The organism is Metabacillus sp. SLBN-84 (assembly GCF_053629595.1).
This window is the reverse complement of the sequence record NZ_JBRJIP010000001.1, coordinates 517,854-540,171: the sequence shown is the minus strand read 5'-3', so window position 1 is coordinate 540,171 and position 22,318 is coordinate 517,854. Positions and strand designations below refer to the sequence as shown.

Below are 22,318 nucleotides of genomic sequence, written 5' to 3'. Positions count from 1 at the left end.
CAGCCGCACAGGCTGTCTCTACTCTTTTAACTCTAGCAGGAAGCGCTCTTTTGGAAGCTTCTTTTTGGACCGGAATTTATTCAAATAAGGAGAATACGTATCAACCCCAATCTGATTTTGATCCGGCTTAAAAAAGAGCAGTCTCATAAATCCGTTGCCTCCGTGCTTTTCCGCCTGATAGTTGGCAAGCATCTGAAAGACCCTCTGCTCGGGCGACAGCCGGCTTTCAAGGAACCCTGTGCCGTAATAATGCCCTGATAGAACGAGCTGGACATTTTTGTTCTTTAAAACCACTTCCTGATAGAGTTCCTCCCCGGCCGGACTGCGTTCACTTTTAAAGTTCAAGTAATCATGAAAAGCAAGGATCGCTTTGTGGCCGCGGTATTCCCTGAGCACTTTGTTCAGCCATTTAATCGCTCCGCGGTTTAATTCAAAGCCCATATAAATCATAATATAGGGCTGATTCTGGATCGTCAGCAGATCGTAGTGGCCTCGGTTATTTTCAAACGAGCCCCCGTAAAAAGGCTGCCTGATAAACCGGTGATAGCCGAAATTGACTGTAAACACCCGGTACGGATCGTCTCCGTGAACAAGGTCATGGTTCCCCGCAAGAACACCATAGGGAATACGGGTCATATCAAGCATCTTCATGATCTGATCGGTCCGTTCCCACTGCACTTCATCATTCGGTTCGTTCACAAGATCGCCTGTATGGAAAACATATTTAATATTGTATTGATCCCTGTTTTCAATAATCCATTGAATTTGCTTGATCATTATTTCAGGGTAGGTTTTTGCATAATACTGTGTATCCGTCAGCCAGACAACCGTCTCATCTCCCTCTTCAAACGAAAAGGCTGCATACGCCGGCCCGGCTGACAGTGCACTAAATAGGAGCATAACGGCAAAACAGATTTTTTTCATGACATTCACCCATTTATAGGGTGCCCACGAGCGTTCTCCTTATGATGACGGATTTACATTTGCCCTCATTGGTCTATACTAGAGATGGAAAAACAGGAGAAGGAGACAGATCTATGCTAAAAGATTTTAAAAAGTTTGCCATAAAAGGCAACGTCATTGACCTTGCTGTCGGGGTTATCATTGGTACAGCTTTCGGCAAAATTGTCACATCTCTTGTCAATGACATCGTAATGCCGCTGATCGGGATTCTTATTGGAGGAGTAAACTTTTCCGGACTGGATTACGCCTTCGGAAAAGCAATCGTAAAGTACGGCGCCTTCATCCAAACCATTATCGATTTCTTCATCATTGCGTTTTCTGTGTTCTTATTTGTCCGCTTATTTGAACGGTTTAAAACTAAGGACGAGCAAAAGCCTGTCCCTATCCTGACCAATGAGGAAAAACTTTTAACAGAAATTCGTGACTTGCTGAAAACACAGCAGGAAAGAGAGCACTGAAAAAGGCGGACAAATGTCCGCCCTTTCTATTTCTTCTTGTTTTCCTGAAGGGGTTCAACAACCCCTTTTTGAATCAGCAGGTGAAGCAGGGAAATTACGATTGAAGCAAGCACTGCGGTGCCAAAACCGTCAATGTTAAACGAGTCCCCCATAATCCCCTGCGCAATCATCAGTGTAATGGCATTGATGACAAACAGGAAAAGACCAAGAGTAAGAACCGTAACAGGAAGTGTAAGCAGAATCAAAAAGGGCTTCACTAAAACGTTTAAAACGGAAATGAGCAAACTTGCTATGATCGCAGCGCCCACACCGCTAATATGAAAAGATTCAAAATACCCCGATACCACAATTAATATTAATGCATTGACCAGGATACTGACTGCCCATCTAATCATGGCTATCTGACATCTCCTTCATTCGGCACAAGGAAGACCATCGCTACATAGATAAGGCCAAACGGGAAGAAAGCTGTTGTAAGCAGTAGAATCACAAATAAAATCCGCAAAAGATTCGCATCAATGCCGACGTAATCAGAAAGTCCGCCAAGCACCCCGCTAATTATTTTCTTCGATTGCGATCTGTACAATTTCTTCTTCATAATGGATTACCTCTCTTTCAGCGTAATAGAACCTGTTTTTGAATCTGCAATCAGATTCATAACCGGACCTTCCTGTGCAGCTGATTTAACACGCAGTTCTTTCTGCATGGAGTCATTCTTTTCATAGAGTACTTCAAGATCCGGCAGATCAGCAGAAACGGATCCAAGATTTGATTTCAGTTCGCCGTTAATGGCTGTCTGTACGGGAACAAGAACTTCCACGTTCCCAGTTGCAGTTTTGGCATAAAGCGTTCGGCATGTTTGCTCTTCAAGCTTCAGTACCATGTTGCCGTTAAAGCTCTGGACATCAAGTCTTTCAGATTGCCCTTCAAATTGAATCATGCCGTGGATCGTTTCTGCTTCTGTATGAGCAGCTTCAATTCCGGCAAGTCTGATCTGGCCGTTTGCCGTTTCGGCTTCAAGCTTTTCTCCCTTGAATGAATAAAGGGAGATGAGACCGTTGGCTGTTTTAGTGCGAAAATCTTTTATCTTTAAATTTTCCCCGCGTATGGGACCGCTAAACAGTTTAATTTTTACAAGCTCATATTGCTGTTCCGGTAAATAAAGAGTCATGCTGACTTTAACGGTTTTCTTTTCTGTATAAAAACGGAATGCGCCATCATCGAGGCTGCAGTTCGTATTTTGGATAAATATATCCTTCGCCTGTTCGGCGTTTTCAGCTCTGTAAACCTTGATATCACATTCTGCCCGTACGTCTTGCTGCGGCCATGACTGCAGCGTGACACTACCGTTTAAAATCTGAATGTCCAAATCGCGGATATCCGCATTTTCGTAGTGATACACATGCTGGACACTGACCGATTGGCCAAAGTTCAAATCAAGATCCATCTCCTTCACCTTTTTAACGGCGGAATCGATATCGAGTTCTTTGACTTTTTTCACAGCTGTATCAATAAACAAGGCAAGTTTTGACGACAGGGCAGAGGACGGCGCAGCTTTTTCTTTTTCAACAAACGGCCCGCCAAAACCAGTATGATCGGCCATAGATGCCGTCTCTTTTTGGGCATATTCTGATTCAAGACCTTCAATGAGTGTTAACGCTTCGCTTGCTGACAGCTTTCCTTGCTCAACCAATTCCAAGATGCGTTTCTTCTGATCCTTCACAATTCCTTCCCCCTATTTATGTAATGGCAAAGCCTTGAGTCATCTCAAAGCTTATACGGTTTTCAATATTTTAATTCCCTGCACAATGTTGTAGACAAACACCGCAATGTTGACAACCCCAATCAAAATGAACGCAAAAATCATAATCCCAACCGCCAATGCCTCAGGAGAACCGGCAAGACCTGCAAACAGCATCATGAAAAACGGCAGGATCAATGTTAACAGCGGAACCAAATGAGAAAACAGCGACTTTTTAGCGTGCTGCTTCACATCGCGCTCTTCTGCAATAAAGTACACGATGATCGGAAATAAAAACGGGGCAAAAAAGATACTGAAATAACAAAGTGAGGATAAGAGTTTATTTGTGTTCAATTCATGTCAGCTCCTTATAACAGTATACGACTGAGTGAAAGATAAGTTTCATTCTTTTTTGGGCTGGAGGCGGAAAAGTACAAAATGCTGGCCATCTCAGGGGTGAGTTGAGTGTGTTTTGATTGGGAAGATGGTCCCTTTCTCGGAGATGAGTGCCGTCAAATTGGAAAATCTATGGTTTGATGGTTCCTATCTCGGAGATGAGTGCCACCAAACTGGAAAATCTTTGGATTGATGGTTGCTATCCCGGAGATGAGTGCCACCAAACCGGATAATCTGTGGTTTGATGGTTCCTATCTCGGAGATAAGTGCCACCAAACTGGAAAGTCTTTGGATTGATGGTTCCTATCTCCGATGATAAGTGCCACCAAACTGGAAAATCTTTGGATTAATGGTTTCTATCCCGGAGATAAGTGCCACCAAACTGGAAAATCTTTGGATTGATGGTTCCTATCCCGGAGATAAGTGCCACCAAACTGGAAAATCTTTGGCTTGATGGTTTCTATCCCGGAGATAAGTGCCACCAAAAAAGAAAATCTTTGGATTGATGGTTCCTATCCTGGAGATGAGTGCCACCAAAACGGAAAATCTTTGGATTGATGGTTTCTATCTCGGAGATAAACCGGCAAATCTTTGGCTTGATGGTTCCTATCCCGGAGATGAGTGCCACCAAAAAAGAATATCCGAGGATTGATGGTCCCCATCGTATAGTGTTTTGTGTCATAAAGCCCGGTGCAAATAGAAATACCCCCTAATATAAAAAACAGCCCCCGCCTTATAAGGCATGGGGGCTGCAGTTATGCTTTCGCAACGGCTTCTTTTTCTTTTAATGCTTTTTTCATCCGTTCGCGGTCGCGTTCGAGAATCGGTTTTAAATATTTGCCCGTATAAGAGCCTTTTACTTTTACTACTTCTTCCGGTGTGCCTGAAGCAACGATCTGGCCTCCGTGATCTCCGCCTTCAGGGCCGAGGTCGATGAGATAGTCTGCTGCTTTGATGACATCCAGGTTATGTTCAATGACCAGCACCGTATCGCCATTTTCAACGAGACGCTGCAGGACTTTGAGAAGACGTGAGATGTCATCTACATGAAGGCCTGTTGTCGGCTCATCCAAAATGTAAAGAGAGCGTCCAGTTGAACGGCGGTGAAGCTCAGAAGCAAGCTTCACGCGCTGCGCTTCTCCTCCGGACAGGGTGGTTGCCGGCTGGCCGAGTGTGATATAGCCAAGTCCAACATCGTAAATGGTTTGAAGCTTTCGCTTGATTTTCGGGATATTTTCGAAGAAGGATACAGCATCCTCAACCGTCATTTCAAGAATATCCGCGATATTTTTGTCTTTGTACTTCACTTCAAGAGTCTCGCGGTTATAGCGTTTCCCGTGGCAGACTTCGCATGGCACATACACATCAGGAAGGAAATGCATCTCGATCTTGATAATTCCGTCACCGCGGCACGCTTCGCAGCGTCCGCCTTTTACGTTGAAGCTGAAACGCCCTTTTTTGTAGCCGCGCACTTTTGCTTCATTTGTCGTCGCAAACACATCGCGGATGTCGTCAAACACTCCCGTATAAGTGGCAGGGTTTGACCTCGGCGTGCGGCCGATCGGAGACTGGTCAATGTCGATGACCTTATCAAGCTCTTCAATTCCTTTGATTTCCTTATGCTCACCGGGCTTCGTTTTGGCGCCGTTCAGCTTTTGGGCAAGGGACTTGTGGAGAATTTCATTCACAAGTGTACTTTTTCCAGAACCGGAAACACCTGTTACGGCCACAAATGTTCCAAGTGGGAATTTAGTTGTGACATTCTTCAGATTGTTTTCGCTCGCGCCCTTGATTTCGATATATCTTCCGTCAGGTTTGCGGCGCTCAACCGGCAGAGGAATGAATTTTTTGCCCGACAGATATTGTCCCGTCAATGAATTCTTGTCATTCATGACGTACTCCGGCGTGCCTTCGGAAATGATCTGCCCGCCGTGGACACCTGCGCCAGGTCCTATATCAATCAAGTAATCCGCTGCAATCATTGTATCTTCATCATGCTCGACGACTATGAGCGTATTTCCGATATCCCTCATGCTTTGAAGTGTCTGAATCAGCCTGTCATTATCCCGTTGATGAAGGCCGATCGACGGCTCATCCAGAATGTACAGAACACCTGTAAGTCTGGAGCCAATTTGCGTGGCAAGCCTGATCCGCTGGGCTTCGCCGCCGGAAAGAGTACCGGCAGCACGGCTGAGCGATAGATAGTCCAGTCCTACATTGTTCAGGAATCCAAGCCTCTCCTCAAGTTCCCTGAGGATCAGTCTTGCAATCTGCATTTCTTTCTCCGTTAAATTCAGGCTTTCAAAGAAAGCGATGGCTTCATGAACCGAAAGAGCTGTGACCTTTCCGATATGATTTCCGTCAACAAGTACTGCAAGACTTTCTTTTTTAAGTCTGTGACCTTTACATTTAGGGCATGCCTGCTGAGCCATGTATTTCTCCATTTGCTCGCGGATGTAATCAGAGCTTGTCTCTTTGTAGCGGCGTTCCACATTCCGGATTACCCCTTCAAACTGAATGTAGTTTTCACGCACCTGTCCAAAGTCATTTTCATAGCGGAAATAGATTTCATCACTGCCGCTGCCGTAAAGAACTTTATCTAAAAGGTGTGCCGGTATATCCCTGACCGGAATATCCATCGGAACACCGTAGTGATTGCACACTGCTTCAAGCAGCTGCGGGTAGTACTGCGAACTTGTCGGCTCCCACGGTGCGAGCGCATGCTGTTTTAAAGACAGGTCTTTATTAGGCATAACAAGATCAACGTCCACCTCAAGCTTTGTGCCAAGTCCGTCGCATTCATTGCAGGCGCCAAACGGGCTGTTGAACGAAAACATCCTCGGCTCAAGCTCGCCGATTGAGAAACCGCAGATTGGACAGGCATGATGTTCGCTGAACAAAAGCTCTTCCTCATCGATGATGTCAATGACAACCCTGCCTTCCCCAAGGCCGAGGGCAGATTCAAGAGAATCCGCTAAACGGGCTGAAATTCCCTCTTTTATCACAATCCGGTCAATCACGACTTCAATCGTGTGCTTTTTGTTTTTCTCAAGGCTGATCTCATCGCCGACTTCCATCATTTCCCCGTCGACCCGGACGCGCACGTAGCCCTGCTTTTTAATATCTTCAAACACCTTCGCATGTGTTCCTTTTCTTCCAGAAACAATTGGTGCAAGCACCTGAAGCTTTGTCCGCTCGGGATACTCAAGGATTCTGTCAACCATCTGCTCGATTGTCTGGGACGAGATTTCAATATCGTGGTTTGGGCACGTCGGTCTTCCAATGCGTGCAAACAGAAGTCTCAGATAATCATAAATTTCTGTGACAGTCCCTACTGTGGAACGGGGATTCCGGCTTGTTGTTTTCTGGTCGATTGAAATGGCAGGTGACAGCCCTTCGATGGAATCAACGTCCGGTTTATCCATTTGCCCGAGAAACTGGCGGGCATATGCAGAGAGCGATTCAACATATCTCCGCTGCCCTTCCGCATAAATCGTATCAAATGCAAGCGACGATTTTCCTGAGCCTGATAAACCTGTCAAAACGACGAGCTTATCCCGCGGAATCGTCACATCTATGTTTTTTAAATTGTGAGCGCGCGCACCTTTCACACTAATTTTATCGAGTGCCATCTAGTTTCATCCTTCCGCTTTAAGCTCTAGTATCAGATCACGAAGCTCGGCAGCACGCTCGAAGTTGAGCCCCTTGGCCGCTTCTTTCATCTCTGATTCCATTTGCTGTATGACTTTTTCGCGCTCTTTTTTAGACAGCTTGCCGAGTTTTGGAAGAGCTGATTCCAGTTCTTCCGCATCTTCCGGGGCAATAACAGCGCGAATCGTCTCGGCAATTTTTTTCTGGATTGTCTTCGGCTCTATGCCGTGTTTTTCATTGAAAGCCTTCTGTGTTTCACGCCTGCGTTTTGTTTCATTTATGGCAATTTCCATGGAATTCGTCATTTTATCGGCATACATAATAACGTGTCCGTTTGAGTTCCGGGCAGCGCGCCCAATCGTCTGAATCAGCGAGCGCTCCGATCTCAGGAAGCCTTCTTTATCCGCATCAAGGATGGCGACAAGAGACACTTCAGGGATGTCGAGTCCTTCCCTTAGAAGATTGATTCCGATAAGAACATCAAACTTCCCGAGGCGCAGCTCCCTGATAATCTCGATCCGCTCGAGCGTTTTGATTTCAGAATGCAGGTAGTTAACCTTAATGCCGATGTCTTTCAGGTAATCGGTCAGATCCTCTGACATTTTCTTAGTAAGGGTCGTGACAAGGACACGCTCGTTGCGTTCAATTCTGGCATGAATCTCTCCGATCAGATCATCAATCTGACCCTGAATCGGCCTGACGTCAATGGTTGGATCAAGGAGCCCTGTCGGACGGATAATCTGCTGCACCATTTCAGGTGTATGATCAAGCTCGTAAGGTCCTGGAGTTGCAGATACAAACAGGATGTTATTGATATGTTCTTCAAACTCGTCAAACTGAAGCGGACGGTTGTCTTTGGCTGACGGCAGGCGGAATCCGTGATCGACAAGCACCTGCTTTCTCGCCTGGTCTCCGTTAAACATCCCTCTGATTTGAGGAATCGTCACATGTGACTCATCGACAACAATCATAAAATCCTTCGGAAAGAAGTCGAGGAGCGTGTAAGGCGTTGAACCGGCCGGGCGGAGCGTCAGGTGCCTTGAGTAGTTCTCAATCCCCGAGCAAAAGCCCATTTCCCGCATCATTTCAAGGTCGTATCTCGTACGCTGCTCAAGGCGCTGCGCTTCAAGCAGCTTACCGTTCTCATGAAGCTCTTTCAGCCGTTCTTCAAGCTCTTTTTCAATATTTCCGATCGCGACTCTCATTTTTTCTTCGCGGGTAACGAAGTGGGATGCCGGGAAGATCGAGACATGCTCGCGGTCGCCGCGGATTTCACCGGTCAGCGCATCCACCTCGCGGATGCGGTCAATCTCATCCCCGAAGAATTCAACCCGGATGCACTGTTCGTCTCTTGAAGCAGGGAAAATCTCCACAACATCCCCGCGCACCCTGAACGTTCCCCGCTTAAAATCAATGTCATTGCGTTCATATTGTACATCCACAAGCTTCCGCAGAAGCTGATTGCGTTCAATATCCATGCCCGTGCGCAAAGAAACGACCAGGTCGCGGTATTCTTCTGGAGAACCGAGGCCGTATATGCAGGATACACTGGCAATAATAATGACATCTTTTCGTTCAAATAACGAGGCGGTAGCGGAGTGCCTCAGTTTATCGATTTCATCATTAATGCTTGCGTCCTTTTCAATGAATGTGTCCGTCTGCGGGACATAGGCCTCCGGCTGGTAATAGTCATAGTAGCTGACAAAGTATTCGACTGCATTGTTTGGAAAAAACTCTTTAAACTCGCTGTACAGCTGTCCGGCAAGTGTTTTATTGTGGGCGATAATCAGCGTCGGCTTGTTCACTTCCTGAATGACGTTTGAAACGGTAAACGTCTTCCCGGTGCCTGTTGCCCCAAGAAGAGTCTGATGTTTCTTCCCGTCTTTTATGCCCTGGACAAGCTGTTTGATCGCCGCTGGCTGATCGCCTTCCGGCTTATAATTTGATACTAACTCAAAACGATCGCTCAACAGGAGGACCTCCATTCGTATGTAATCAGTATTCATATTTTACCATAATCGCAGAGAAAAACACTAAAAATACGAACGATAGTTCGTATTTTTCTTTCGACATTTTGGTTTGATTTTATCATTATCGCCTGAAAAAGCTATTTAAATGCTTGTGTTTCTTATTTCAATACCTTTTTAGGACGGACGGTAAACCGGAAGGCTGTTTTAGACAAAACAAAAAACCTGTTCCCACAGGGAACAGGTTCTAATTGGTTTTTTCATTTCTCGTCCTTTTGGCCATTTTAGCTGTGTACATGAATCCTGCAATAACCGACACCGCGTCAAGAGCGATGAGCAGCCAGGAATCCATGTAGCCTTTTGTGTAGGCTGCAGCAAGCAGGGCGATAGTCAGCACCGTTGCCACGTAGTGATTATACGTCACGCGGGCAAACAGCGTGAGAATGACAAACGGCAGGACGAGAGCCAGAGCTGCTTTCAGTAACATGCGATCAGCCCCCGCTTATTTATCTGTAGCTGAATAGCTTTGATAGTCATTTTCCTGCAGAAGATCGATCAGTTGAATGTCTTTATGGTTTTCACTGAAATGCCTGAAGGTAAATTCGTTTTCAAACAGAACGGCATACTGGTCGTTGCGGTCGCGGACAAGAAGGCTTCTTGAATCGAAGAAGCGCTTTTCGAACTTGTCGTTGCCGATCCATCTTGGAATGCGGTCGCCCATCGGCACGAATTCGATTTCGACGTTATATTCCGCTCTCATGCGGTATTCGAACACTTCATATTGAAGCTGTCCGACTGCACCGAGAATAATGTCGTCGGTAGAATCCTGGCGGAAGTACTGAATGGCGCCTTCCTGAACAAGCTGTTCAATTCCTTTGCGGAACTGCTTTGCTTTCATGACGTTTTTCACGCGCACTTTTTTGAACATTTCAGGCGGGAACTGCGGAAGCTCATCATACTGATAGCCTTCCTTACCGGCTGTCAGCGTATCCCCGATCTGATAGACGTTCGGGTCATAGATACCGATGATATCACCCGCGAACGCTTCATCAACAGTTTCTCTGTCTTTGGCCATAAATACCTGGGTCTGATTCAGCTTCAGCGTTTTGTTCGTTCTGCTTAGCTGAACACTCATTCCGCGCTCAAAGCGGCCGGAACACACGCGAAGGAAGGCGATTCTGTCGCGGTGAGACGGGTTCATGTTGGCCTGGATTTTAAAGATGTAGCCTGAAAATTCTTCAGTTTCAGGAGAAATAAAGCCCTGATTTGTTCTTCTCGGCTGCGGCGGAACCGCATACTGAAGAAACACGTCAAAGAACGATTTAACGCCGAAGTTTGCAAGTGCGCTTCCGAAGAATACAGGCGTCAGTTCTCCGCGCTTCACACGGTCAGTGTCGAACTGGTTTCCTGCTTCTTCAAGCAGCTCAAGCTCATCAAGCGTTTCAAGGTATGTCGGATGGCTGCCGATTTCGCTGCCTTCCACTTCATCTGCAGGAATGATTTCCTCCTGCTCGTTTCCTTTAAACTGAACGACTGTGTGCTGCTCGCGGTCAATAATTCCAAGGAACCGCTTGCCCATTCCAACCGGCCAGTTCATTGGATAGGATTCGATGCCGAGCACTTCTTCAATTTCAGACAGAAGCTCAAGCGGATCTTTTCCTTCACGGTCAAGTTTGTTGATAAAGGTGAAAATAGGAATGCCTCTCATGCGGCAGACTTTAAACAGCTTGATCGTCTGAGGCTCAACCCCTTTAGTGGAGTCAATAATCATCACGACGCTGTCAACTGCCGTCAGTGTGCGGTAGGTGTCCTCACTGAAATCTTCGTGTCCAGGAGTATCAAGGATATTAACGTGGAAGTCATGGTAAGGAAAACTCATTACACTTGATGTAACGGAAATGCCGCGTTTTTTCTCAATTTCCATCCAGTCGGAAGCGGCAAATTTGCCGGTCTTCTTCCCTTTTACTGTTCCTGCTTCGCGAATCACTTTCCCGAAGTACAGGAGTTTTTCTGTTAACGTTGTTTTACCGGCATCCGGATGGGAGATGATGGCAAACGTCCGTCTCTTTGAAATTTCGTTATCTATGCTCATATATGATTACCCTCACAAAGTTTACTTCGTTTGAAATATATCACATTTAGAGCAATAGAACAATTTCAGCCCGTACTTTCTTTTACACAGGAGCTGTGAAGAAAAGAACATTGACCGCAGCCATAATGACAGCGCCTACAAGAATGAAGACCGTATCTTTCTTTTTCATAAATCTCTTCCCCTTTCCTTTATTTCAGCCATATTTGTGATCAGTTTACCAGAGAAGTATGAACAAAGTATGAACAGCGCTCTCTACTTCTCTGGAAATTTGAGGATGAAAGTCGTTCCCTGGTTCTTTTCGCTGCTGATCTCAATTTCTCCGTTATGCATGAGGACAAGCTGCTTTACAATGGAGAGGCCAAGGCCGAACTCACCAAATTGATGGCCTGTGCGTGACATATCCGCTTTGTAGAACCGCTGCCAGATGGATTCCACTTCCTCAGGATCCATGCCAATTCCTGTGTCCTCAATCACAATAATGGTTTCCTTATACCCCTTTTTCCCTCGAAGGCAAACGGTCCCGCTCTCTGTAAATTGAATACTGTTTTTCGTAATGTTGATCAGAATCTGAATGAGCCGGTCATAATCGGCATAGATCTCTGTATCTTCATCTGCAGCAATATCCAGCCGGACGTTTTTATCTTCTGCCTGCAGCTCCAAATGTTCTTTTATGATTTCAAAAACCTCAATCAGCTTAATCTTTTCTTTAAAAAGCTTCACCTGGTTTGAGCGGATTTTTTCATAATCCAGATTTTCATTGACGAGCCTTATCAGCCGTTTCGTCTCCTGACTCACAAGCTGCAGTCCCCGCTCTTTTTCCTCTTCCTGAATCATGTTGTTTTTCAAACCTTCAATCACACCGCTGATTGTCGTGAGCGGCGTCCTCAGTTCATGTGAGACATCCGCCATAAATTTTCTCCGGCGGTTCTCTAAACTCTCGATTTCTTCATTTGATTTTTTCAGCTGGCCGGCCATAATGTTAAAATCATTGGCCAGTTCGCCAATCTCGTCGATTGTAGAAGTTGGCACGGAGATGTCATATTTCCCCTCTGCGATCATAGACGATGCGTTTCGAATCCGCTGAATTCTCTTTACGTGGAGACTTGATAGAATCCAGCTGAGCAGCAGGGAAACAGAGAGCGAAATTAGGATTGTGTAGAGCAGGTACCTGTTGATTTCACTGATCGTCGCGCGGGATCCTTTAATTGGAGACACAAGCAGAATCCCTCCCGAGAGCGAGCCCTTCTCTATGTACGGCAGGGCAACGAGCGATACCTCCTGGTCAAACCGTTTGATTTCATGTTTGACGACAATCCGTTCACCGGATTTCAGATTTTCCCATTCCTCGTCTGTCGGCTGAAATCTTGGCGCATTTCCGGAGTATGGATAAAAAATCATTCCTTTATCATCGAAAAGGCTGAACCGGATGCCCCGTGCACTCAATACATGTTCATATTCTCTAAGCGCCCTCTCGCCCCTGTTGTTTTTTACGTCTGCAAGAATTCTGTTCCCGAACTGCTCAAGCTCCTCCACCTTATTTTCATAAACAAAGGACTCCGCATATTGTGCAACAACCAGGCTTAATATCATAAATGCGATGATCAGAATGCTGATGTGGCTTAGGAACAGCTGGTAAAGATATTTAATTCTCATTCGGACCCGACCGTTTCATCAAACTTATAGCCGACTCCCCAGACCGTATGGAAAAAAGGACGCGCTTTCGTGCCGAGCTTTGCGCGGAGCCGCTTAATATGGACATCAACAGTCCGTTCATCTCCGTAGAACTGGTAGCCCCATACCCGTTCAAGCAGCTGCTCGCGCGTGAAAACCTGGCGCGGATGCTCTGCAAAATAGCAGAGAAGTTCAAATTCTTTTGGGGTAAGGTTTTCAATTTTTCCGTTATCAAGAAGAACCTCTCGTGTCTGCTTATTAATGTTAAAGTAAGCTGTTTCTAAGCAATCTGTTTCTTCTTTAGGCGTCCTCGCGGCTGCGTGTCTCCTTGATACAGCTTTAATCCGTGCCATCAGTGCAAGCGGACTGAACGGCTTCGTTACATAATCGTCTGCCCCCATTTCAAGCCCGAGAACCTGATCTGATTCACTGTCTTTCGCCGTCAGCATAATAATTGGAACTGTTCCCCCTTCCTCCCTGATCTTCCTGCAGAGAGAAACCCCGTCCATCCCCGGCAGCATCCAGTCGATGATCAGCACGTCCCAGTCTTCCTGCTTATACGCTTTGTAGCCTTCAAGGCCATCTTTTATAAAAGCACCCTTAATGCCTTCTTTTGAAAAAAACATCTCAAGCATCTCGCTGACGCTCTGATTATCTTCTATTACTAGAACCTTCATCGTTTCACCTTCCAAATCGATCACTTTCTATTCAAAGTAAAGTGAATTTCATCGTTTCGCAACTATTTTCTAAATTGTTCCCTGTTTTTTAAAACTTAGGAAACAGTTTGGACACAGATTGTTCATGTTTCCTCATTAATCTGTAAAAGCCGGAACTTACGGCCCAATTATTGGCAAAGGAGAAAACATATGAATTTTATTAAACGCGGTTTTTTAAGTGTGAAAGCACGGGCTGGAAAAAGCCTGCTGCAGGTTTTTATTTTTACTGTTATTTGCGTGTTTGTTTTATCGGGCCTGTCCATTCAGTCGGCTGCTGAAAAATCAAGCGTGCTTGCAAGAGAATCGCTCGGCGGTGAAGTGTCCTTGACTGTCGACATGGAAAAAATCATGGAACAGCAGCGGAGCGAAAATACGGCGCAAGAGGGGCGGGTCCGGTTTCAGCCTGTGCCGATCCCTGAAGAAGCAGCTGAGGAGCTTGGATCCTATTCTCAAGTAAAAGGATATAACCTCCTTTCGTCAACATTCGCTGCAGCAAGCAGCTTTGAACCGATTGAAAATGAATCCCCTGACACAGCAGAAAAAAGTCAGGGTCCCGGCGGAATGGGCGGAGGCGGCATGATTTCAGCGGATGTTACCCTGCAGGGTGTGATGTTTACTGACTCTGTTCAGGCCTTTTTAAACAGCGAATCTGTTCTGACTGAAGGCCGTCATCTCACAAATGCGGATATAGATAAAAATGTGGCCGTCATTGAAAAAACGCTTGCTGAGGAGAACGAGCTTGCTGTCGGGGATACACTGGCGGTTAAAGGAGCAGCGAGCGAAGAAGAAACAGGATTGGAACTGGAGATTGTCGGTATTTACGAAACAACTGCCGCAAGCACTGACCTTGGCGGGAGAAATATATCCGCCATGAATCCTTATAATCAGCTCTATGTGCCTTATACGAAAGCTGCCGAGCTTAAAGGCTCCGATTATGAAGGGACGATTGACCAAGCTATCTATTACATGAATGATCCTGAGCAAATAGATTCTTTTATTTCTGAAGCCAACGAAAACAGCAACATTGACTTTGACACGTTTAAACTGGATGCCAATGACCAGACGTACCAGCAGATGATCGGGCCAATCAATAATGTGGCCTCATTCTCAAAAAATATCGTCTATTTAGTGACGATTGCAGGTGCGGCCATATTGGCGCTTATTATTATGATGTCGATACGTGAACGGAAATATGAAATGGGCGTTCTGCTTGCAATCGGCGAAAAGAGATGGAAGCTTGTCGGCCAGTTTTTGTTTGAGATCCTGATTGTTGCCATTATTGCCATTGGCGTTTCCTCCGTTTCAGGCCAGGCTGTGGCGAAGCAATTCGGAGATCAGCTGCTGTCGCAGGAGCTTTCACAAGCTGAAGAAACAGCATCAAATCCTGCTTCATTTGCCGGCGGAAGAGGCGGAATGGCTATGGGGGGACCACTCGGCAGTCCTAATGCTGCAGCAGATGCTGAACCGATTGAGGAAATGGAAATCGAAGTCACAGGCAGGGATCTTGGCTTACTGTTTGGAATAGGACTTCTGATTGCAGTCATATCCGCCATGATACCAGCACTGTCCGTCTTGAGACTTCACCCAAAAACAATCTTAACAAAACAAGATTAGGAGGAACATACTTTGATAAACCTGCTGCAATTTGAAAACGTCAGCTACTGGTATCACCATGAAAATAAAAAGCATGTCATTCTAAACAATATTTCAATCGCCTTTAATAAAGGAAGCTTTTACACAATTGTCGGCCCTTCAGGTTCAGGTAAAACGACCTTCCTTGCACTGGCCAGTGCTCTTGATCTCCCAAAGGAAGGATCCGTGCTGTATGAAGGAAAAGCGTTAAAGAAAATTGGACTTGCCAACTTCCGGAATAAACATGTATCCATTGTTTTTCAATCCTATAATCTGCTTCCTTATATGACGGCTCTGCAAAATGTGACAACAGCCATGGAAATTACAGGGTCTAAACAAAAAGACAAAAAAGCTTTTGCATTAGAGATGCTCACGAAGGTCGGCATCTCCGAAAAGCAGGCCCGCCAAAAAGTTCTCACACTCAGCGGCGGCCAGCAGCAGCGAGTTTCCATTGCCAGAGCCCTTTCCTGCGAATCTGATTTGATCATTGCGGATGAGCCGACAGGCAATCTGGATGAAGACACCGCTAAAGACATTGTCCGCCTGTTCCAGTCCCTTGCCCATGATGAAAATAAATGCATCATCGTTGTTACACATGACCCGAGCATTGCCGAGATCTCCGATGTTACGGTAAAGCTTTCTAAAGGGAGCTTTACTGTGAAGGAAAACGGAACTTTAATGAGTCGTTAATGGCCATCTACAAATGGACGGCTGTAACAAGTTTAAGGTCCCGCCTGCAGCCCTGACTTAAAAAATACAGGCACTTCATTTGAAAAGAGTTCACTCCTTCTCCTATAATGGTCAAAGTTCTTGTCTACAAAACTCAGAGGAGTGTTCTACATATGAAAGCATTATTGCTTCAAGGAAAAGGCGAATGGAAAGACATGCAGGTCGGTGAAAGTGAAAAGCCGTCGCCCGGCAGAGGCGAAATTCTCATTAAAGTGAAAGCAGTCGGACTGAATCCGGTTGATTATAAAACAGCAGCAGGCGGCAATCCGCTTTGGAGCTATCCTCATATTCTCGGCCTTGATGCAGCCGGCATCGTGGAGGAAACTGGCGAAGGCGTTGAGCATCTAAAAATCGGAGACCGCGTCGTTTACCACGGCAACCTGACGAAAAAGGGCGGATTTGCAGAATATGCTGTGACAACTGCCCACACAGTATCCATCATTCCGGAATCCGTCTCGTTTGAAGATGCAGCAGCTCTTCCGACTGCAGGCTACACAGCCTATCAGGCTCTTTACAGAAAACTCCGCATCACAGAAGGCGAATCCATTCTGATCCATGGAGGAGCAGGAGGGGTAGGAGGATTTGCCGTCCAGATGGCGAAACGTTCAGGTCTGACTGTCTATACAACGGCATCTGCCTCCAATCATGAGTTCGTGAAATCTCTTGGAGCTGACTATGCGATTGACTACAACAAAACAGACGTTACAGCTGAAATTATGAATCTGACCGGCGGAAACGGGGTCGATGCTGTCCTTGATACAGTAAGCCGAGTGAACGCAACGGAGTCCCTTGACTGCCTCGCCTTCAACGGCCGGATTGCCTACATCGCAGGCGCACCTGATTTTACAAAAGTTAAACCATTTACCAAAGCTATTTCGTATCATGAAATCGCTCTTGGCGCTGTTCACCAGTCCGACAACCTTGAGCAGCAAAAAGATCTGGCGGCAATGGGCGATGACATGCTGCTTCTGCTTGCCGAAAGACAGCTGTACTCCCTGCTTGAGCAGGTTATCCCGCTTGAAGAAGTGCCGCATGCACTTGTTCAGTTATCTGAGCGCCATGTTAAAGGGAAAATTGTTGCGAAAATTTGATAATCGGAAAGACCGGGTTTTTGAGCCCGGTCTTTCTTTTTGCTCCGGACAGGCAATATGCTCATTTCAGGTTTTGAGGATTGACCCGGGATTGCATCAGACACCATAATGGAGAGAGTGCCTTTTTGCAGGGTTATTATCAGAAAAGTTCAATAACGTATAGAAAATGTTCACAAAGATGCGACATCTTTTTGTCAAATCTATCCGTCTATTACTTTCCAGTTCAAATACCTGTTAAGATAGTAGATAATTAGTTAAGTTAGGTAAGAGTTTTTGCATCATAAAAAGCGCATGTGTCTGGTCAGATTCTGCAGGCAGACTATTGCTGCGCGCTTGTATTTATAGTTTTTAACACTTGAAAAGGAGAATTGTGATGAAAAGTTCAGAAGTTATCGTAGAAGATTCTCTTTCTATAAAAAGCATCTTTTCCTGGAGCAATCTTAAAGCCATCGTCAAAGACGGCATCGTAAAATCAAACCTTCTCGGCATGTTCGCAGGTCTTTCTGTGGCACTGTCCGTATATAACGCAAATTTTGTAGACAACATTTTAGTGGTGATTCTTGCCCTGCTTGGAACAGCAGCCGTTGTAGGCGGAGCAGGCGCAATCAATAACTACTATGACAGAGACATTGACTCTCTTATGCAGCGCACGATGGAAAGACCGACCGTTACAGGGTCCATTCATCCTAAGTTTGCGCTCTGGCTCGGAATTGCCCTATCCATCAGCGGGGCAGTATTCCTGTATCTTATTTCGCCGCTGACAGCCTTTATCGGTGTACTTGGTCTCTTTCTTTATTTAGTACCCTACACAATGTGGACGAAACGCAAAACGATCTACAACACGGAAGTGGGAAGCTTATCAGGTGCCATTGCTCCGCTGATCGGCTGGGCAGCCATCTCGCCTGACCTGTTTCATCCAGCAGCTTTCGGCCTGTTCGTTCTTATGTTTTTATGGCAGCCTCCGCATTTTTACGCGATTGCCATCAGACGCTTTGATGACTACAAAAACGCAGGCGTTCCAATGCTTCCCGTCGTGAAAGGAACACCGCGCGCCAAAGTTCAAACAATCGTTTATTTAATCGCCCTGCTTGCAGCGTCATTCCTGTTCCTGTCCTTCAGCAAAGTCGTTGCGTTCTCAATGTTCGCCCTGACTCTTGCATGGATGATCGCAGGCCTTGCAGGCTATAAGAAAATGGACGACTACAAATGGGCGACGATGATGTTCATCTTCTCGCTGAATCATCTGACGATTATTTTCACTATGCTTATTATTGTTTCTTTCCTATAAGAAAAGCCAGCCGCTCAGGCTGGCTTTTTCTATTCCGTCATAACACCCCAGCCGTCCGCGTATCCCCCAAGCGGCTTTACAATCGCATCGAGCTTTTTCTGCACGGCCGTAATTTCGTTGTGCTTCAAATGCATTTTAATGGAACCGAAGCATGTCCACTCTTCCACATCATCATCATATTCCATCATGAACTTATAACCATTATCAGCAAGCGCCTTGATCATCGCTTCCCCGTTCTTCTCATCTGGCACAGCTACATAAAAATCAACATTGTGAGGCTTTTTAAAATTCAGCCCTTCCCTGTAAAGCATGCTCAGGATCTTGCCGTCCTCATCTTTTGGAAACTTCATTCTTATTCCTCCTGCTACTCAAGTCTTTATCCATTATAAAGCATTCCCCTCCTAAAGACCGAGAAAAGTTCAGTCCGATGCCGAATCTGTTTTTCACGCCGGCTCCCATATAATGAAAGTAACTTAAGGAGGCGGTAAAAAATGAATAACCACGATTTTTATGTCATGGAAGAACTTCACAAGCTCGAAAAGGAAGCACAGCTTAAAAAGATGAGAACTGACGATGCCTTTCATTCCTATTCTAAGGTTCAGCGGAAAAAAGTATGCGCGGACTTCGGGCTATTTAAGATCTGTATTTAAGGGCAATATTAAATTCACCACTAGTCCTTCATAAGTAAATATGCTAGAATTGGATATATATGTAATAATTGGAGGCCTGAAAATGAAAAGAACCATTTTTGGTGCATTAATGTTATTACTTCTTGGAGCATGTTCACAAGATCATTCCATTTATGAAGAAAATGAAAGAGAAAAAGCCATTGGAGAAAAAATCGCTTATGAGTTAAGCAAAAGTGAATACAACAATGTAGCTGGACACATCGTGGCGGAAGGTATTACTGAAGAAAAGAAGATCATCTCTTTCATGATAAGACCGCCGGAAGGTGTCAGTTTCAGCAGACTTAAGCAAAATGCAACTGATGGCATCAACCAGGTTCTAAATGAAAATGACATCAGCGGTTACACGATTGAAATAAAAAAAGAACCAGAATGGTAGGTTCGGGAACTCATAACGAGTTCTCTTTTTCGTTTATCGTATTTTAAATCCGTAAATAAAACGGCGATTCCTTCAAAAACCGCCGCTCCTTATTACTTTTTATGAGAATCTGCGTAAACTGCCATGGCATCCCGCATGAAAACGGCAAGACCTTCACCGAACTTGTCGATGTTCTTAGTAAACCGCTCATCGTCAATATACAGCTGGCCAAGCCCTTTGAAGGCATCAAGCGAATAGCTTCCAAATTCATTGAGAAGGATATACCATTCGCCGATTGCTTCCTGTGCCTCCTTTGAACTCGGATCCATGTGGCGCACATCTGCAAGGCTTCTGTAGAGGTCGTTAAATCTTTCCTGCATATCTTGAGTCATCCCTGCTGCTTTTTGATTCGCCTCATCAACCGCTTTATCCCCGTAAAGCTTGCGTGCCTCCTCCTCATACGGATTATGGCTGAAGTCAAAGCCTTCAAATTTTTCTTTTTGTGACATCTCAATTTCTCCTTTCGTATACTGTATCGTTTTTTCAACCGTCTCAATCATCTGATCCAGCCGCTTCCGCTTCTCGAGCAGCATTCTTCGGTGAAGCTCCAGTGCTTCATTTCTGTCAAATGTCGGACTGCTGATAATCTCATGGATTTTCTTCAAAGGGAAACCGAGCTCTTTAAAAAACAGGATCTGCTGCAGCGTTTCAAGATTTTCACTGGAATAGATCCGGTACCCGGACTCTGTCACCTCGCCAGGCACTAAGAGTCCGATCTCATCGTAATGATGCAGCGTGCGCACGCTGATTCCGGTTAAATCGGCCACTTCTTTTACTTTCATGCTGTGAGCCTCCCTTCACTTGTTACTTTAAAGTATGACGCTGCGTGAGGGTCAATAGTCTTTTTCAATAAAAAACACTTTTTTGCAGGGGTACCGTTCCTTTCCGCTGCAATCCACTGGAGTTTTAAGGCTAAAAAGCAAAAAAAGACTTTAGCATTTCGCTAAAGTCTTAAACCGCTTCTATTCCCCACTTCTTATCGTCCTGAACAAACAGGATGCCAAGTTCGTGGTGTTCGCCTTTATAGATGGCACCCTGAACAAAGCGGATTTCTCCGTTGTGGCCGATGACTTCCATCTTGCAGAATGCCCCGTTGATCTGCAGGGCCTGATAAAACTCATCGACTGTTTTAACAGGCGTGCCGTTCGTTTTCATAATAATCTCGCCGACCTCAAGCTGGAGCTTGACCGCGGGTGAATTGGGCAGAATGCCAAGCACCATCAGTCCCTGGTCGCGCTTTGAGAAATAGAAAGCCGCTGAGTTGTCGTTCATGCGCTGGCGGACAGTCAGGAACTCTCTGCCGGCAATCGCAAGGATCGCAGCTGCAAACGCAAGCGGAGTAATCCAAATACTCACTGCAGCGATGGCAGTAATCCCTATGCCAAGCCAAATGATGCGTTTTGATGTGACCATAATGCTTTCTTTTGGAAGAGAGCCTTGGACACGCTGATGAAATCCGATGATATAAGGAATAAACAAAAGCATGAACGGCTCATTTCCGATTGTGACAACAGGCCACCATGACAGGCTTTCTGTCAGTGTACCGCCAGGAACAAGCAGAAGCAGCGGTACAAGCCATGTACGGTTGGCAACATGATTGCCGATCGGAAGACCCCTGCTGCTCTTCAGCAGAAACGGAGATGTCTTCACGTGCCCTGTCTTAAATGCCAGAGATCCCTCAGCGATGAGGAAAAATCCCATAAGCAGCGCAAGAACCGCAAAGCTTGTCCCCTCAAGCTCCAGGCTTCCTGATAATATCCCAGTGTTCATTAAAATGAGCACTGCGAACATCGTAAGTCCAAGCGTATAGGCAGGAGAAAGAAATCTGAGCTGCATCGTTAATGCCAAGAGTAAAGTTACTGCTCCAAGTACGATGACAGCACCGGACGGCATACCAAAGCCAAACGCCAGCGCTGCCGCTGAAAGGACCAAACCTGTAAGCAGCCCTTTTGAATATGTAAACCGAACTTCTTCGTAAAGATCTTGAATTCTTGTGTGAAAGGATCTTCGCTCACGCTTTACGCGGATGTATCCAAGCACAAGACTGTAAATAAGGAAAAAATAAACGAGAGGATGAATAAAAAACCTTCCCATTGCAAATAGAAACTCAAGCAGCCAGTTCTCAAGCAAATCCTGTCACCACCTTATATCCTTTCGTCTGACTCTACTGCTATTTTATCAGATAAAAATGGCATTGAGTATCCTGCGAGAGCAAAGTTTACTTTAATTTGCTCCACAAATGCAGATTCGAAAGGGAAAAATCAAGGAGGGAGTCGTCCACTTTTATTTCCAGCACTTCTTCAATCAGCTGCATTGAACGTTTTATATCCGTGAGGTTTAACGAAAGACGCCTGTAGTTTTCCGTCAAATAGTTAAAGTAGTCTTCGACGCAAGACTTGTTCACTTCCTGAAGATGCTTGACGTCGGTGTAATTAGCAAGGTACATGCAGAACAGCTGTACCCATTTGCTGACCTTTGCATGAGAGGAGTTCGCCGTTTGCAGTCTCATCTTAAATTCCTCTGTTAACTGCCTATACGTTTGTTCTCTCATCACACTTGCCCTTTTTTTCAATTGATCTCCCCATCTTTCCATAGGCTGTTTTCGCTCTTTGTTTACGTGATTTAGGAAGCATAAGTGCTCTTTTCCTTTATAACCAAAACGTTTTTGATTATCATGCAACAAAGGGGCACGAAAAGAGCCGTTCGTATTTAGTGTGTTGTAGAACAGTACTTCCATCGTAAAACGAAATATCGAACTATTCAACTAGCTAAAGATTCATTTTTATGTGCCCGAAAAGTCTGTACTAATTATAAAAATA

The 22,318-nt window shown here is 45.4% G+C and carries 22 protein-coding genes; 7 read left to right on the top strand and 15 right to left on the bottom strand.

What is annotated here, in order from left to right; genetic code table 11:
- Positions 1-18 precede the first annotated feature (18 nt).
- Positions 19-924 (bottom strand): metallophosphoesterase, encoded by a 906-nt coding sequence (locus RKD52_RS02605; protein ID WP_454098549.1) that lies wholly within the window; start codon positions 922-924, stop codon positions 19-21.
- Between the two features lie 113 nt (positions 925-1,037).
- On the opposite strand from RKD52_RS02605, the gene mscL reads away from it, so the two are divergent.
- Complete coding sequence (gene mscL / locus RKD52_RS02600) at positions 1,038-1,421, top strand: large conductance mechanosensitive channel protein MscL (protein WP_454098548.1); 384 nt, start codon at positions 1,038-1,040, stop codon at positions 1,419-1,421.
- 26 nt (positions 1,422-1,447) lie between these two features.
- On the opposite strand, the gene RKD52_RS02595 is transcribed toward mscL, so the two are convergent.
- From RKD52_RS02595 to RKD52_RS02550, 10 genes are all read right to left on the bottom strand, one after another.
- Positions 1,448-1,816, bottom strand: a complete 369-nt coding sequence (locus RKD52_RS02595; protein WP_454098547.1) for a phage holin family protein — start codon at positions 1,814-1,816, stop codon at positions 1,448-1,450.
- A gap of 2 nt (positions 1,817-1,818) precedes the next feature.
- Positions 1,819-2,019, bottom strand: coding sequence for a PspC domain-containing protein (locus RKD52_RS02590; RefSeq protein ID WP_454098546.1), 201 nt, complete (start codon positions 2,017-2,019; stop codon positions 1,819-1,821).
- Between the two features lie 6 nt (positions 2,020-2,025).
- A complete protein-coding gene (locus tag RKD52_RS02585) occupies positions 2,026-3,144 on the bottom strand; it encodes a DUF4097 family beta strand repeat-containing protein (RefSeq protein ID WP_454098545.1) in 1,119 nt (372 codons plus the stop codon).
- A gap of 51 nt (positions 3,145-3,195) precedes the next feature.
- Positions 3,196-3,516: a DUF4870 domain-containing protein gene (locus tag RKD52_RS02580; protein ID WP_454098544.1), complete on the bottom strand. Its 321-nt coding sequence runs from the start codon at positions 3,514-3,516 to the stop codon at positions 3,196-3,198.
- Positions 3,517-4,313: 797 nt separating this feature from the next.
- On the bottom strand, positions 4,314-7,190 hold the full coding sequence (gene uvrA / locus RKD52_RS02575; protein ID WP_454098543.1) for an excinuclease ABC subunit UvrA: 2,877 nt from the start codon (positions 7,188-7,190) through the stop codon (positions 4,314-4,316).
- 6 nt (positions 7,191-7,196) lie between these two features.
- Positions 7,197-9,179 carry an excinuclease ABC subunit UvrB gene (uvrB, locus tag RKD52_RS02570; protein ID WP_320154724.1) on the bottom strand — a complete coding sequence of 661 codons (1,983 nt, stop codon included), beginning with the start codon at positions 9,177-9,179 and terminating at the stop codon, positions 7,197-7,199.
- A gap of 244 nt (positions 9,180-9,423) precedes the next feature.
- Positions 9,424-9,663 carry a DUF2198 family protein gene (locus RKD52_RS02565; RefSeq protein WP_454098542.1) on the bottom strand — a complete coding sequence of 80 codons (240 nt, stop codon included), beginning with the start codon at positions 9,661-9,663 and terminating at the stop codon, positions 9,424-9,426.
- Between the two features lie 15 nt (positions 9,664-9,678).
- Complete coding sequence (locus RKD52_RS02560; protein ID WP_454098541.1) at positions 9,679-11,268, bottom strand: peptide chain release factor 3; 1,590 nt, start codon at positions 11,266-11,268, stop codon at positions 9,679-9,681.
- A 252-nt stretch (positions 11,269-11,520) separates the two neighbouring features.
- On the bottom strand, positions 11,521-12,921 hold the full coding sequence (locus RKD52_RS02555) for a HAMP domain-containing sensor histidine kinase (RefSeq protein WP_454098540.1): 1,401 nt from the start codon (positions 12,919-12,921) through the stop codon (positions 11,521-11,523).
- On the bottom strand, positions 12,918-13,616 hold the full coding sequence (locus RKD52_RS02550; RefSeq protein ID WP_454098539.1) for a winged helix-turn-helix domain-containing protein: 699 nt from the start codon (positions 13,614-13,616) through the stop codon (positions 12,918-12,920). The genes RKD52_RS02555 and RKD52_RS02550 overlap by 4 nt, the downstream gene beginning before the upstream one ends.
- A gap of 189 nt (positions 13,617-13,805) precedes the next feature.
- Here RKD52_RS02550 and RKD52_RS02545 point away from each other — a divergent pair, with 189 nt between their 5' ends.
- The 4 genes from RKD52_RS02545 to cyoE all read left to right on the top strand — a co-directional run bounded on the left by RKD52_RS02545 (position 13,806) and on the right by cyoE (position 18,395).
- Positions 13,806-15,269, top strand: coding sequence for an ABC transporter permease (locus RKD52_RS02545; RefSeq protein ID WP_454098538.1), 1,464 nt, complete (start codon positions 13,806-13,808; stop codon positions 15,267-15,269).
- A 15-nt stretch (positions 15,270-15,284) separates the two neighbouring features.
- On the top strand, positions 15,285-15,977 hold the full coding sequence (locus RKD52_RS02540) for an ABC transporter ATP-binding protein (protein WP_454101122.1): 693 nt from the start codon (positions 15,285-15,287) through the stop codon (positions 15,975-15,977).
- Positions 15,978-16,129: 152 nt separating this feature from the next.
- Positions 16,130-17,107: a zinc-binding dehydrogenase gene (locus tag RKD52_RS02535; RefSeq protein ID WP_454098537.1), complete on the top strand. Its 978-nt coding sequence runs from the start codon at positions 16,130-16,132 to the stop codon at positions 17,105-17,107.
- 373 nt (positions 17,108-17,480) lie between these two features.
- Positions 17,481-18,395: a heme o synthase gene (gene cyoE, locus RKD52_RS02530; protein WP_282033791.1), complete on the top strand. Its 915-nt coding sequence runs from the start codon at positions 17,481-17,483 to the stop codon at positions 18,393-18,395.
- Between the two features lie 29 nt (positions 18,396-18,424).
- Here the strand turns inward: cyoE and RKD52_RS02525 are convergent, their stop codons facing one another.
- The gene (locus tag RKD52_RS02525) at positions 18,425-18,745 is read right to left on the bottom strand and encodes a ribonuclease E inhibitor RraB (RefSeq protein WP_029284679.1); all 321 of its coding nucleotides are present in this window, start codon (positions 18,743-18,745) and stop codon (positions 18,425-18,427) included.
- A gap of 141 nt (positions 18,746-18,886) precedes the next feature.
- Between RKD52_RS02525 and RKD52_RS02520 the strand changes: the two genes are divergently transcribed.
- Positions 18,887-19,045: a hypothetical protein gene (locus RKD52_RS02520; RefSeq protein WP_369734455.1), complete on the top strand. Its 159-nt coding sequence runs from the start codon at positions 18,887-18,889 to the stop codon at positions 19,043-19,045.
- A gap of 82 nt (positions 19,046-19,127) precedes the next feature.
- The gene (locus RKD52_RS02515; protein ID WP_454098536.1) at positions 19,128-19,460 is read left to right on the top strand and encodes a hypothetical protein; all 333 of its coding nucleotides are present in this window, start codon (positions 19,128-19,130) and stop codon (positions 19,458-19,460) included.
- A 92-nt stretch (positions 19,461-19,552) separates the two neighbouring features.
- Here RKD52_RS02515 and RKD52_RS02510 read toward each other — a convergent pair whose 3' ends face one another.
- From RKD52_RS02510 to RKD52_RS02500, 3 genes are all read right to left on the bottom strand, one after another.
- A complete protein-coding gene (locus tag RKD52_RS02510; RefSeq protein WP_454098535.1) occupies positions 19,553-20,281 on the bottom strand; it encodes a MerR family transcriptional regulator in 729 nt (242 codons plus the stop codon).
- A 169-nt stretch (positions 20,282-20,450) separates the two neighbouring features.
- Positions 20,451-21,629 (bottom strand): cell division protein, encoded by a 1,179-nt coding sequence (locus tag RKD52_RS02505; RefSeq protein WP_454098534.1) that lies wholly within the window; start codon positions 21,627-21,629, stop codon positions 20,451-20,453.
- Between the two features lie 88 nt (positions 21,630-21,717).
- Positions 21,718-22,092 (bottom strand): swarming motility protein SwrAA, encoded by a 375-nt coding sequence (locus RKD52_RS02500; protein ID WP_369734459.1) that lies wholly within the window; start codon positions 22,090-22,092, stop codon positions 21,718-21,720.
- Between the last annotated feature and the right edge of the window lie 226 nt (positions 22,093-22,318).